The organism is Agromyces sp. Y558, assembly GCF_059445415.1.
In genome coordinates this window covers 2,266,218-2,279,021 of sequence record NZ_JCAIUH010000001.1, presented here as the reverse complement: position 1 = coordinate 2,279,021, position 12,804 = coordinate 2,266,218, and the positions used below count along the sequence as shown (strand labels likewise).

At 67.9% G+C, this 12,804-nt stretch carries 12 protein-coding genes; 3 read left to right on the top strand and 9 right to left on the bottom strand.

Features of this window, described 5'->3' with window-relative positions:
* Positions 1 to 36: 36 nt before the first annotated feature.
* The 6 genes from atpB to AC1C2T_RS10615 form a co-directional block, all read right to left on the bottom strand.
* A complete protein-coding gene (gene atpB / locus AC1C2T_RS10640) occupies positions 37 to 816 on the bottom strand; it encodes a F0F1 ATP synthase subunit A (protein WP_495362521.1) in 780 nt (259 codons plus the stop codon).
* 182 nt (positions 817 to 998) lie between these two features.
* The gene (locus AC1C2T_RS10635) at positions 999 to 1,475 is read right to left on the bottom strand and encodes a Cg1360 family ATP-synthase-associated protein (RefSeq protein ID WP_495362520.1); all 477 of its coding nucleotides are present in this window, start codon (positions 1,473 to 1,475) and stop codon (positions 999 to 1,001) included.
* Positions 1,456 to 2,751 (bottom strand): MraY family glycosyltransferase, encoded by a 1,296-nt coding sequence (locus AC1C2T_RS10630; RefSeq protein ID WP_495385244.1) that lies wholly within the window; start codon positions 2,749 to 2,751, stop codon positions 1,456 to 1,458. The genes AC1C2T_RS10635 and AC1C2T_RS10630 overlap by 20 nt, the downstream gene beginning before the upstream one ends.
* The gene (locus AC1C2T_RS10625; RefSeq protein WP_495385243.1) at positions 2,748 to 3,545 is read right to left on the bottom strand and encodes an L-threonylcarbamoyladenylate synthase; all 798 of its coding nucleotides are present in this window, start codon (positions 3,543 to 3,545) and stop codon (positions 2,748 to 2,750) included. Before AC1C2T_RS10625 ends, AC1C2T_RS10630 begins: the two co-directional genes overlap by 4 nt.
* Before the next feature lie 98 nt (positions 3,546 to 3,643).
* A complete protein-coding gene (locus tag AC1C2T_RS10620; RefSeq protein ID WP_495385242.1) occupies positions 3,644 to 4,480 on the bottom strand; it encodes an ABC transporter permease in 837 nt (278 codons plus the stop codon).
* Positions 4,481 to 4,485: 5 nt separating this feature from the next.
* Positions 4,486 to 5,394 (bottom strand): ATP-binding cassette domain-containing protein, encoded by a 909-nt coding sequence (locus AC1C2T_RS10615; protein WP_495385241.1) that lies wholly within the window; start codon positions 5,392 to 5,394, stop codon positions 4,486 to 4,488.
* A 130-nt stretch (positions 5,395 to 5,524) separates the two neighbouring features.
* Here AC1C2T_RS10615 and AC1C2T_RS10610 point away from each other — a divergent pair, with 130 nt between their 5' ends.
* On the top strand, positions 5,525 to 6,511 hold the full coding sequence (locus AC1C2T_RS10610) for a TetR/AcrR family transcriptional regulator (RefSeq protein ID WP_495385240.1): 987 nt from the start codon (positions 5,525 to 5,527) through the stop codon (positions 6,509 to 6,511).
* 20 nt (positions 6,512 to 6,531) lie between these two features.
* Here the strand turns inward: AC1C2T_RS10610 and prmC are convergent, their stop codons facing one another.
* Positions 6,532 to 7,416, bottom strand: a complete 885-nt coding sequence (prmC, locus tag AC1C2T_RS10605) for a peptide chain release factor N(5)-glutamine methyltransferase (protein WP_495362514.1) — start codon at positions 7,414 to 7,416, stop codon at positions 6,532 to 6,534.
* Between the two features lie 84 nt (positions 7,417 to 7,500).
* On the opposite strand from prmC, the gene cysK reads away from it, so the two are divergent.
* Positions 7,501 to 8,436 carry a cysteine synthase A gene (gene cysK, locus AC1C2T_RS10600; RefSeq protein ID WP_495385239.1) on the top strand — a complete coding sequence of 312 codons (936 nt, stop codon included), beginning with the start codon at positions 7,501 to 7,503 and terminating at the stop codon, positions 8,434 to 8,436.
* Positions 8,437 to 8,556: 120 nt separating this feature from the next.
* Positions 8,557 to 9,135 (top strand): serine O-acetyltransferase EpsC, encoded by a 579-nt coding sequence (gene epsC / locus AC1C2T_RS10595; protein ID WP_495385238.1) that lies wholly within the window; start codon positions 8,557 to 8,559, stop codon positions 9,133 to 9,135.
* 344 nt (positions 9,136 to 9,479) lie between these two features.
* On the opposite strand, the gene prfA is transcribed toward epsC, so the two are convergent.
* Positions 9,480 to 10,556 (bottom strand): peptide chain release factor 1, encoded by a 1,077-nt coding sequence (gene prfA, locus AC1C2T_RS10590; protein WP_495362511.1) that lies wholly within the window; start codon positions 10,554 to 10,556, stop codon positions 9,480 to 9,482.
* A 7-nt stretch (positions 10,557 to 10,563) separates the two neighbouring features.
* Positions 10,564 to 12,744, bottom strand: a complete 2,181-nt coding sequence (gene rho, locus AC1C2T_RS10585) for a transcription termination factor Rho (RefSeq protein WP_495385237.1) — start codon at positions 12,742 to 12,744, stop codon at positions 10,564 to 10,566.
* Between the last annotated feature and the right edge of the window lie 60 nt (positions 12,745 to 12,804).

Below are 12,804 nucleotides of genomic sequence, written 5' to 3'. Positions count from 1 at the left end.
CCTTTCCTAGGGAATGTTCTGGGCGGATGCCCGGGTTCAGTGCTCTTCGGCGACCGCGAGCTGGATGTAGACCGCGGTGAGAAGTGCGAAGACGTAGGCCTGCAGGACGGCGACAAGGATCTCGAACAGCGTGAACACGAAGCCGAAGGCCAGCGTTCCGACCCCGAGGAGAGTCCACCAGCCGCTCATCTGCACGACGAAGAACTGCGTCGCCGCGAAGAAGAGCACGAGCAGGAGGTGGCCGACGATCATGTTCATCATGAGTCGGAGTGTGAGGGTGACCGGGCGGATCACGAACGTCGAGATGAGCTCGATCGGCGTGACGATGATGTAGACCGGCCACGGCACGCCCGAGGGGAAGAGCGAGTTCTTGAAGAAGTTCTTGGGGCTCTTCTTGACGCCCGCGTAGATGAAGGTCACGTACGCGACGATCGCGAGCACGAGCGGCACGCCGATGACCGAGGTGCCGGCGATGTTCAGGAACGGGATGACACCGGTCAAGTTCATGAACAGGATCATGAAGAACATCGTGGTGAGGATCGGCAGGAACCGCTTGCCGTCTTTCTTGCCGAGCAGGTCGTCGGCGATGTTCACTCGAACGAGGTCGAGGCCCATCTCAACGAGGCTCTGGAAGCGGCCGGGCACGACGCGCATCTTTCGCGTACCGAGCCAGAACACGATGATCAGCGCTGCGACCGCCACGAAGCGGACGAGCATGATGCGATCGATCTCGAACCACGTGTCTTCGAAGAACAGCGCTCCGGGGAAGAATTCGTCGATCGACGGCCCGTGGAAGCCACCATCATCGGTTGACATCGGAACCAGCAGGTTCAGAGCGTTAGCTAACAGCGCTTTCTCCTGTTTCGGGGCGTGGAGCTCGGCTCTCGCGGCGACGAACATGGACCGCGGTCGACCCGTGCGTGAGCAGGGCAGAACCGTGGGGGGATCCCCATTACTCTAGCAATACTTCGGGCTGCCACCGAATCGCCGAGGGCGACTCAGTCATCGCTCGGCGCCTTCGGCAACTCGACGTCGCTCACGTACGGCAGCCGCGACTTCGCGACGACCAGCACGTCGACGACGAGCGAGGCGATGACGCCCGCGACGAGGCTGAGGAAGAGCACCGTGGTGTTCAGCCAGGCCGCCTCGCGGAGCACCACGACGAGCACGATGAAGACGATGAACTTCAGGATCCAGCCGCCGAGCACGATGCCGAAGAACGCGCCCACGAAGAGATCGCTCGAGGCGAATCGGTTGGCGGCGAGGATGCTCGCCGCCGTGATTCCCATGAAGACCACGGCCATGAGCGTGCCGATCAGCGCGCCGAGGAGGCCCGGCACGCCGGCGAACACCAGGCCGAGCACGGCGCTGACCACGAGGATCACCCCGGCCAGCAGCGCGCCCCACGCGAGCGCCTTGCGCAACACGGGGTTCGAGGTCGGGGTACGGTCGGGTTCAGCTCGTGCGTCGCTCATCGTGCTCCAGTTCGGGGTCGTCCGATTCTACCGGGCGGCCCTGAACGAGCACCGGGCTCGCGGATGCTTCGGCGCCCTCGAGCTCGTCGGCGCCGAGGGTCGCTTCATCCGACTCCGGAGCCTCGGCCTCGGCGGCCACTGTCAGCCGCTTGCGACGGCCGAGCGGAGCGAGCGTGATCGCCGCGCACACGAGGAATCCGATGCCGATCAGCGCGAGGGCCCATGCCGAGTCGATGCCGAAGTACACGGGGAAGACATAGGTCAGCAGGCATCCGATCGAGGCGACCGCCGTCCATCCGTAGAAGATCAGCACCGCGTTCAGGTGGGAGTGCCCCATGTCGAGCAATCGGTGGTGCAGGTGCTTGCGGTCGGCGGCGAACGGCGACTTGCCGGCGCGAAGACGGCGCACCACGGCGAGCGCGAAGTCGAGTAGGGGAATGACGAGCACTGCGAACGGCAGCAGGATCGGGATGAACGCGGCGAACAGCTGGTCGAAGCCGACCCCTGTCGGGTTGAGCTGCCCCGTGACGGCGATCGCGGAGGTGGCCATGAGCAGGCCGATGAGCAGCGCACCGGCATCGCCCATGAACAGCTTCGCGGGGTGCCAGTTCAGCGGTAGGAACCCGGCGCACGCGCCGACGAGGACGATCGCGATGAGCGACGCGAGGTTGAAGTAGTTCAGCGGTGACGTCTGCTGCACCAAGAGGTAGGTGTAGAGGAAGAACACGCCGTTCGCGATGAGGGTGACACCTGCAACGAGACCATCGAGCCCGTCGATGAAGTTCACGGCGTTCATCACGAGCACGATGACGAACACGGTGAGCACGGCGCTCATCCACGAAGACCCGACGGTGATGCCGCCGATCGGCAGGGAGTAGATGGTCACGCCCTGCCACGCGATCAGGCCCGCGGCGATGAATTGCCCCGCGAGCTTGGTGGTCCAGTCGAGGTCCCAGATGTCGTCGGCGACGCCGATCAGCACGATCAGCAGTGCGGCACCGAGGATCGCGAGGATCTGGCCCGGGTTCTGGAAGACGATCGAGATCGCCGAGAACCGTGCGGAGCCGAGAGTCGAGATGAACGCCGCCGCGCCGATCGCGACGACGATGCCGATGAACATCGCGACGCCGCCGAGGCGCGGAGTGGGCCTCGTGTGCACATCGCGCTCGCGGATCTTGGGGTAGAGCTGGTACTTCAGGCTCAGCTTCCAGACGAGGATGGAGCCGCCGAAGGTGACGAGCGCCGTCAGCAGGGCGAGCGCGAGGAACAGGGTCATGAGGCGGCAGCGTCCGTTTCGTCGGTTGATGCCGCGGGAGCGCCGGTCGGGCCGCCGAGAGAAGCCGGTTCGGCGCCGCCATGGCCGTCGCCCGCTGCAGTCTCGGGCTCGAGGAGTTCCTCCCCCACGACCGCGGCGATGCGTTCGCGGGTGATGACGCCCGCACGTGCGATGCGGAGCCGCCCGCCGTCACGCGCGAGCCCCGTGGCGTCGATGATCGTCGACGAGGTATCGCCTGCACGTTCGCCGACGGGTTCGTACGACCGCCCGGCGGCGCCGCCGTCGAGGTACACGGCAACCGCGTCGCCCAGCATCTCCGCGGCATCCGCTGCCGTCGTCGCCGATGGCCGGCCCGACAGGTTCGCGGATGAGACTGCGAGCGGCCCCGTCTCGGCGAGCAGTTCGAGGGCGACCGGGTTCGCGGGCATGCGGAGGGCCACCGTGCCACGGGTCTCGCCGAGATCCCATTGCAGCGACGGCTGCGCGTGCAGGATGACGGTGAGTCCACCGGGCCAGAACTCGCCGACGAGCGCTCGCACGGCCTCGGGCACCTCGCTCGCGAGCGCGTCGAGCGTCGGGATGCCCGAGATCAGCACGGGCGGCGGTGAGGTGCGCGCGCGACCCTTGGCTTCGAGCAAGCGCGCGACGGCCTTCGCGTCGAACGCGTCGGCGGCCACGCCGTAGACCGTGTCGGTCGGGAATACGACGAGTTCGCCGCGTCCGATCGCGCCGCGAGCAAGACGCATACCGGTGAGGAGCTCTGAGTCGACCGAGCAGTCGTAGATGGCAGTCATGACCTGCCGATTCTAGACCAGCGGGTCGGGCGCAACATCGGCGAACAGCGGATGCCGCGGTGCACTTCGGCACCGCGGCATCCTGTTCAGCACCCGCGTCAGCGACGGCCCGCCTTGCGGCGGAACAGCCAGCCGCCCCAGACGACCGACACGAGGAGGATGCCGACGCACCAGCCGAGCGCCCACCAGACGGTGTCGCCGACCGGCGTGTCCATCAGGAATCCGCGGATGGTCTCGATGATCGGGGTGATCGGCTGGTACTCGGCGATCCATTGCAGCCACTCGGGCATCGTCTCGACCGGCACGAAGGCGCTCGAAAGGTACGGCAGGAACAGCAGGATGAAGCCGAACCCGCTCGCCGCCTCGGGGCTCGATGCTGCGAGTCCGATCGCCGCGAAGAGGTAGGTGATCGCAAGGATGTAGAGCGCCACCAGGCCGAATGCGGCGAGCCACTCGAGCGGCGTCGCCACTGGGCGGAATCCCACGAGGAGGGCGACGACGATGACGACACCGGTCGCCACGAGGTTGCGCACGAGGCTCGCGACCACGTGACCGGTGAGCACCGCGCCGCTGCGCAGCGGCATCGTGCGGAACCGATCGATGATGCCGGTGGTCATGTCTCGCGAGACCGAGATCGCGGTCGACGAGGCACCGAAGCCGGCGCACAGCAGGATGATGCCCGGCACGACGTAGTCGACGTAGCCGCCCGAGGGGTCGATGGCGTTGCCGAAGATGAATGTGAACATCAGCATCAGCATCGTCGGCAGCATGATCGCCATGAGCATGGCCTCGATGTCGCGCACGGAATGGCGGAAGCTGCGAGCGATGAACGTCGATTCCGCGGTGAACGCGCCGAGCGGCGCCCGAGCCGGCGCACCGGCGCGGGCGGAGCGGTCGGGGCGGTCGGTGCGGGCGGGAAGAGTGTTGGTCGTCATGGCGGTCACTTCGATTCGATGAGTTCGGGGGCGGATGCCGCAACGCCGGCGGTGATCGCGAGGAACACGTCGTCGAGACTGGGGCGGCGAATGGAGACCTGTGCACCGTCGACCGCGGCCGCCGGAGAGTGGTCGAGCTCGTCGATGGCCGAGCGGAGGCCGTGCACGCTGCCATCGGTCGGCAGTTCGACGAGCAGGGTGCCGTCGGCACCGCGGAGCTCGACGACGTCGCCGCCGATACGCGCCTTCAGTTCGTCGGCGGTGCCCTCGGCGGCGACGCGGCCACGGTCGAGCACGGCGATGCGGTCGGCGAGCCGGTCGGCCTCCTCGAGGTACTGGGTGGTGAGGAAGACGGTCGTTCCCGCGTCGGCGAGCGCGCGGATGACGTTCCAGAGCTCCTGCCGGCTCCTGGTGTCGAGGCCCGTCGTCGGTTCGTCGAGGAACAGGATCGGCACGTCGACGACGAGGCTGAGCGCGAGGTCGAGCCGGCGGCGCATGCCGCCTGAGTAGGTGCTCACTCGTCGGCGCGCGGCATCCGTCAGTTCGAAGCGCTCGAGCAGCTCTGCCGCTCGATCGCGTGCCTGTTGACGCCCGAGACCCGAGAGCCGGCCCATCATCACGAGGTTCTCGGTTCCGGTCAACACCTCGTCGACCGCCGCAGACTGACCCGTGAGGGCGATTCGCTCCTTCACTTCGGTCGGCGCCGTCGCGACGTCGATACCGCCGACCCGTGCGATGCCGGCATCGGGCTTCACGAGCGTCGTGAGGATGTTGATGGTCGTCGTCTTGCCGGCGCCGTTCGGGCCGAGCAGGGCGAACACGGTGCCAGTGGGCACGCTGAGGTCGAGTCCCGCGAGCACGTCGGTCTTGCCGAAGCGCTTACGCAGGCCGCGTGCGTCGATCGCGAGGGTCATAGGGTTCTCCGTTCTCCGTGTCTGCGACCGTGCATATGAGTATGGCGCAAACTGTTTACGTGCTGCATTGTTGTTTAACATATACACAGTTCTAGACTGTCGTCAACGCCATTTCGAGAACGGAACCCCAGTGAGCCCTGAGCGAAGCGATCCCGAGCTCCCCCGAGCGGTCGCCCTGGCCTGGGGTGTGGCAGCGAATCCGCAGCGCGGCCCCAAGCGCGAGCTCTCGATCGAGCGCATCGTCGATGCCGCCATCGAGATCGCCGACGCCGAGGGACTCGGCGCTGTTTCGATGAGCCGAGTCGCGACGTCGCTCGGCTTCACGACGATGTCGCTCTATCGGTATGTCACGAGCAAAGACGACCTGATCCTGCTCATGCAGGAGGGCGCCGTCGTACCGCCCGTGCCCGACGAGACGCTCGAGCGCGGGTGGCGCGACGGCATCACTGCCTGGGTGCTTGCGATGCGTGCCGCCTACCGCGAGCACCCGTGGATCGTCGACATCCCGATCTCAGGCGCGCCGATCACTCCGAACAGCCTCACGATCGTCGACTGGTTCCTCCGCGAGGTGCGCTCGCTTCCCCTGAGCGACGGCGAGAAGATGTCGACGCTGCTGCTCCTCACGAGCTATGCCAGGGCGATGGGTGCGCAGGAACGCGATCTCATGGTGGCGGCGACTGCAGCAGGCGACCCGGCAGATGTCACAGGTGCGAACGTCTTCGAGGCGCTCCTCGAACTCGTGACGCCCGAGCGATTCCCCTACCTCAGCCCGCTGCTCGCGTCCGGCGGATACCTGGGCGACCCCGGAGATGCCGAGGAGTTCGGCGACTACGACTTCGAATTCGGGCTCCAGCGCATCCTCGACGGCGTCGAGTACCACGTCGGCCGCGTCGAGTCCGGAGCCCCCGACGCCGTCAAGGAGCCGCTGCCCGCCGCACTCGCGCTGCCACGCGACCAGCGTGTGCGCGAGGCGGCGAAGACGCGCCGCGAAGCCGAGAAGACCCTCCGCGAAGCGCAGAAGCGCGAACGCGAGGCGATCAAGCACGCGCTCGAACGCGAGAAGCATGCGCTCGAACGGGAGAAGAACGCCCGCGAGAAGGCCGAGCGGGCCAAGTAGTCCGTCGGCCGGCTCGCCGGTCAGCGCACGGCGGTGGTCGCCCGGTCGCGGGTCGTGAGATCGCGGTGGTGCGCAATCGCCCGCCATCCGTCAGCTGCCAGGATCGCGGCGATCTCGGCCGACTGCGCCTCCCCATGCTCGATCACGAGCGCTCCCCCGGGCCGCAACAGCACGAGCGCGCGCTGCGAGAGCACCCGCACGACATCGAGGCCGTCGGCGCCACCGTACAGGGCGCGCTCGGGGTCGTAGAGCCGCACCTCGGGGTCATGCGGCACCTCCCCCAGGGGAACATACGGCGGATTCGAGACGACGACGGCCACCCGGCCGTCGAGTTCGTGCAGCGCATCCGCGAGGTCGCCGAAGACGAGCTCGAGGTTCGGCGCGCCGACTGTTTCGACGTTGCGCCTCGTCCACACGAACGCCTCGGGCGAATTCTCGACCGCCCATACCTGTGCATGCGGAACCTCGGTCGCGAGCGCGAGCGCGATGGCGCCGCTCCCGCTGCCGAGGTCGATGCCGATCGGTTCGGGCTCCGCCGCCGAGATGAGCGCGTCGATCGCGAGTTGGGCGACCTGCTCCGTCTCGGGCCTCGGCACGAACACGCCCGGGCCGACCTCGAGCTCGAGACTGCGGAACGCGGCACGACCCGTGATGTGCTGCAGCGGTTCACGGCGGGCGCGACGCACGACGAGTTCGGCCAACGCCGCGGCATCCGACTCGCTCACCTCGGTGCCGACGACGATTCGCGCCTGCACGCCGCCGCGGGAGAGCCCGAGCACGTGTCCGATCAGCAGCTCGGCATCGACCTCGGGGTCGGGCACACCGACCGATGCGAGCGCCGCCACCGTGTCATCTCGGAGCTCGCGCAGCGATCGCGCTCTGGCGCCAGGGGTCGTCGTATCCACGCAATGGAATGTAACGCACTCGCCTCCACACCGGCCGAACCGTAGGCTTGGTCTGTTGTTCATCCCGACCCGAGAGGCATCCTCATGGCGCAGATCTACGAGAACATCACCGAGGTCGTCGGTCGTACCCCGCTCGTGCGCCTGAACCGGCTCACCGAGGGCGCGGGTGCCACGGTGCTGGCCAAGCTCGAGTTCTACAACCCCGCGGCAAGCGTGAAGGACCGCATCGGCGTGGCCATCGTCGACGCCGCCGAGAAGTCCGGCGCCCTCGCTCCCGGCGGCACCATCGTCGAGGCGACGAGCGGCAACACCGGCATCGCGCTCGCCCTCGTCGGCGCGGCCCGCGGCTACCGCGTCGTGCTCGCCATGCCCGAGACGATGAGCATCGAACGCCGCGTTCTGCTGCGCGCCTATGGCGCTGAGATCCTGCTCACGCCCGGCTCGGAGGGCATGAAGGGCGCCGTCGCCAAGGCCGACGAGATCGTCGAGGCGACACCGGGCGCGATCCTCGCCCGCCAGTTCGAGAACGAGGCGAACCCCGCGATCCACTACTCGACGACCGGCCCCGAGATCTGGGCCGACACCGACGGCGGCGTCGACATTCTCGTGTCGGGCATCGGCACGGGCGGCACCATCACGGGAGCGGGCCGCTTCCTCAAGGAACAGAAGTCCGACGTGCAGGTCATCGCCGTCGAGCCGGCCGACTCCCCCATCCTCACGAAGGGCACGCCCGGCCCGCACAAGATCCAGGGCCTCGGCGCGAACTTCGTGCCCGACGTGCTCGACCGCGAGGTGTACGACGAGGTCATCGACGTCGCCACGAGCGACGCCATCACGACGGCACGACAGCTCGCGACCGACGAGGCGATCCTCGGCGGCATCTCGTCGGGCGCAGCGGTCTGGGCGGCACTCGAGGTCGCACGGCGCCCCGAGAACGACGGCAAGACCATCGTCGTGGTCGTGCCCGACTTCGGTGAGCGCTACGTCTCGACGGTGCTCTACGAAGATCTCCGCGACTGAGCGGGCGATCGGGCGCCGGCTTGCGACGGAGTCTCCCGGCCCGATCGATCCGGCGGCCGGGTCGTGCGGCACCTGAACGTCTAACAGGCTGACGGACGCGGCGCCTGATTGACTATGGGCGTGAGCATCTTTCGAGCACTCCGCGAAGACATCGCGACCGCGCGCGACCATGACCCTGCCTCACGCGGCAAGGCCGAGGTGTTCCTCGCGTATTCAGGGCTGCACGCGATCTGGGGCTACCGCCTCAGTCACGCACTCTGGCGTGCCGGCATCAGGCTTCCGGCACGGTTGCTCTCGCAACTGCTCAGGTTTCTGACCGGAGTCGAGATCCACCCCGGCGCAACCATCGGGCGACGCTTCTTCATCGATCACGGCATGGGCGTCGTCATCGGCGAGACCACGGTCGTCGGCGATGACGTGATGCTCTATCACGGGGTCACCTTGGGCGGAAAGTCGGCCCGCGGCGCCCAACGGGGCGCGAAGCGGCATCCGACCCTCGACGACGGCGTGACCGTCGGCGCCGGCGCGAAAGTGCTCGGCGACATCACGATCGGCGCCTGGAGCGCGATCGGCGCGAACGCGGTCGTCACGAAGGATGCACCGGCGCATTCGCTCATCGTCGGCATCCCGGCGACGTTCAGACCGCTGACTCACGAGACCGCCGACGCCGCACGAGGAATCCACCACGAGCACATCTGAGCCGTCCGAACCGAAACTCCTGCACGCCCCCACTAGTCCTGCGCGCCCCCGCCACTCGTCCCTCGCACCCTGTCAGCAACAACTCAGGACGGCCGAGCCGCAGCCCCTCTGCGCACCCTCTGCGCGCCGTGTCTTGCAGCAATTCAGGACGGCGCGCGGCGCGCCGCGCCAACACGCCGATCGACCGGCCCGCGACACGCCTCCCGACCTGAATTGCTGCGCGTACCGGCCGGGCCGCATTCGGACGGCCCATGCGAGCGGTCGCATGCGGGCGGTCGCCGAAACGACGGATGCCCCGCACGCTCGAGGCGTCCGGGGCATCCGCTCGGTGCAGTCGGCCGTCGTTACTGGTCGCCGATGTGCGAGAGCCGCGCCTCTTCGTCGGCCTGGATGGCGGACTCGATGATCGGGTCGAGCGCACCGTTCATGACGTGGTCGAGGTTGTACGCCTTGTACCCGGTGCGGTGATCGGCGATGCGATTCTCGGGGAAGTTGTACGTGCGGATTCGCTCCGACCGGTCCATGGAGCGGATCTGCGACTTGCGGGCATCGGATGCCGCGGCCGCGATCTCCTCCTGCTGGCGGGCGAGAATTCGCGCACGAAGCACGCGCATCGCCGCCTCGCGGTTCTGTAGCTGCGACTTCTCGTTCTGCATCGAGACGACGATGCCGGTGGGAAGGTGCGTGATGCGCACGGCCGAGTCGGTCGTGTTGACCGATTGGCCGCCCGGACCCGATGAACGGTAGACGTCGATCTTCAGGTCGTTCTGGTTGATGTCGACCTCTTCGGGCTCGTCGACCTCGGGGAAGACGAGCACGCCCGTCGTCGAGGTGTGGATGCGCCCTTGCGTCTCGGTGACCGGCACGCGCTGAACGCGATGCACGCCGCCCTCGTACTTCAAGTGCGCCCAGACGCCCTGTGACGGGTCGGTCGCATTCGACTTGATCGCCACCTGCACGTCTTTGTAGCCGCCGAGATCGGACTCGTTCTGGTCGAGCAGCTCGACCTTCCAGCCCTTGGACTGCGCGTACTGGATGTACATGCGCAGCAGGTCGGCCGCGAAGAGGGCGCTCTCGGCGCCGCCCTCGCCACCCTTGATCTCCATGATCACATCACGGCCGTCGTCGGGGTCGCGCGGGATCAGGAGCCGCCGGAGGCGCTCCTGCGCCGCGGCAAGCCCCTCTTCGAGCGCGGGCACCTCTTCGGCGAACGCCTCGTCTTCTTTCGCGAGTTCACGCGCAGCGGCGAGGTCGTCTTGGGCCTCGAGCCACGCCGAGTGCGCGGAGACGATGCGGCTCAGCTCGGCGTAACGCCGGTTGACCTTCTTCGCGCGCGCCGCGTCGGCATGGAGCGCCGGGTCGGCGAGCTCCTCTTGGAGCTGCGCATGCTCGGCGAGCAGGCTTTGGACGGACTCGAACACGGAAGCCTCAGCGGTGGTCGGTCTCGTGCCCGTGCGAGTTGCCGTGTCCGGGAGCGACCGGCATCGACTTCTGCATGAGCATGAGGAACTCGACGTTCGACTGCGTCTCTTTCAATCGACCGAGCACAGCTTCGAGAGCCTGCTGCTGCTCGAGACCCGCGAGGGCGCGACGCAGCTTCCAGGTGATCTTCACCTCGTCGGGCGAGAGGAGCATCTCTTCGCGGCGCGTGGACGACGCGTTGACGTCGACCGCGGGGAAGATCCGCTTGTCGGCGAGCTGACGCGACAGGCGCAGTTCGGAGTTTCCGGTGCCCTTGAACTCCTCGAAGATCACCTCGTCCATCTTCGAGCCCGTCTCCACGAGCGCGGTCGCGAGAATGGTGAGCGAGCCGCCGTTCTCGATGTTGCGCGCTGCGCCGAAGAATCGCTTCGGCGGGTACAGCGCCGAAGCGTCGACGCCACCGGAGAGAATGCGACCTGATGCCGGTGCGGCGAGGTTGTACGCGCGGCCGAGTCGAGTGATCGAGTCGAGCAGCACGACGACGTCGTGACCGAGTTCGACGAGACGCTTCGCACGCTCGATGGCGAGTTCGGCGACCGTCGTGTGATCTTCGGCCGGGCGGTCGAAGGTCGAGGCGATGACCTCGCCCTTCACCGTGCGCTGCATGTCGGTGACCTCTTCGGGGCGCTCGTCGACGAGCACGACCATGAGGTGGACCTCGGGGTTGTTGATCGAGATCGCGTTCGCGATCTGCTGCAGCACGATCGTCTTGCCGGCCTTCGGCGGAGCGACGATGAGGCCGCGCTGACCCTTGCCGATCGGGGCGACGAGGTCGATGATGCGCTGCGTGAGCTTGGTGGGCTCGGTCTCGAGCCGCAGACGGTCTTGCGGGTACAACGGCGTGAGGTCGTGGAACTCGACGCGCGCAGCAGCCTCGTCGGCCGTCTGTCCGTTGATCGAGTCGACCTTCACAAGGGCGTTGTACTTCTGGCGGCTGTTCGAGTCGCTGTCGCGCGGCTGCTTGATGGCGCCGACGACCGCGTCGCCCTTGCGCAGGTTGTACTTCTTCACTTGGCCGAGCGACACGTAGACGTCGCTCGGGCCGGGCAGGTAGCCCGTGGTGCGCACGAACGCGTAGTTGTCGAGCACGTCGAGGATGCCTGCGATCGGGATCAGCACGTCGTCGTCGAGGATCTCGGGTTCGAGCTCGTCGCCGGCGCCCTGGCCGCGGCGCTTGCGGTCGCGGTAACGGTTGCGGCGCCCGCCTTCGCCGTCGAGCTGGGCCTGGGCGTCGCGCGCCTGGTTGTCGCGAGTCTGGTTGTCGCGACCTCGGCCGCCCTCGTTCTGCTGCTTGGCCTTGTCGTCATCGCCGCCCTGGCGCGGCTCGCCGGACTTCGCGCCCTGCTCCTCGCCCTTGCGGCCCTGCTGCTCGCCGTTCTGGCGGTCGCCGTTCTGGCGCTCGCCGTTCGAACGCTCGCCGTTCTGACGACCAGACTGACGCTCGCCCTGCTTCTGCTCGCCCTTCTGGGCGTCGTCGCCACGCTCGGTACGCTCGCCACGTTCGGCACGCTCGCCGCCGCGTCGGCCCCGGTTGCGGCCTCGGCCCTGGCGGGGCTCCTCGGCAGCAGCAGCGTCGCCCTCTGCTTCGGCCGGCTGGACGCTGCGGGCGCCCTCGCCGGTCGCCGCGGCGAGCTCTTCGCGCACTGCAGCGCGGGCTGCTTCGCGGGCATCGTCGGTCTCGGGCACGAGGCCCACACCGGCGTCGCCGCTGTTGACATGCTGCACCGCAGCGGTCGTCGCGCTCGTGGCCCGACGGGGCTGGCGCCGTTGACGGGCGGGAGCTGCGATGACTGAGGCGGGCGGCGCCGCCTCAGCCGCGACATCCGGTGCGGCCGGCTCATCGGCGACCGCAGGAGAGTCGTGCTCGGGGCTCGCCTCGGCGGCCTTGGGCAGGTCGAGCTCGATGCGAGGGGTCGCATCTGGCACGACGGTGGAATCGTCGGACGAGTTCTCGCCGGCTGACGCCTCCTGGTGGGCCTGGATCAGCTCGACGAGCTCTCCTTTTCGGCGCTTCGAGCCACCGGCGAGGCCGAGGGACGCAGCGAGCTCTTGGAGCTCGGCGACCTTCAGGGAGGACAGGCGGGCGGTGTTCGCCACGCGGTCGGCGTGGTCGGTTCCGTTGGTCACTGGGTATGTTCCTTTCCCCTGGCGCAAGAGTTGCGGATCCAGGAGAGCTGATCGCTTGCA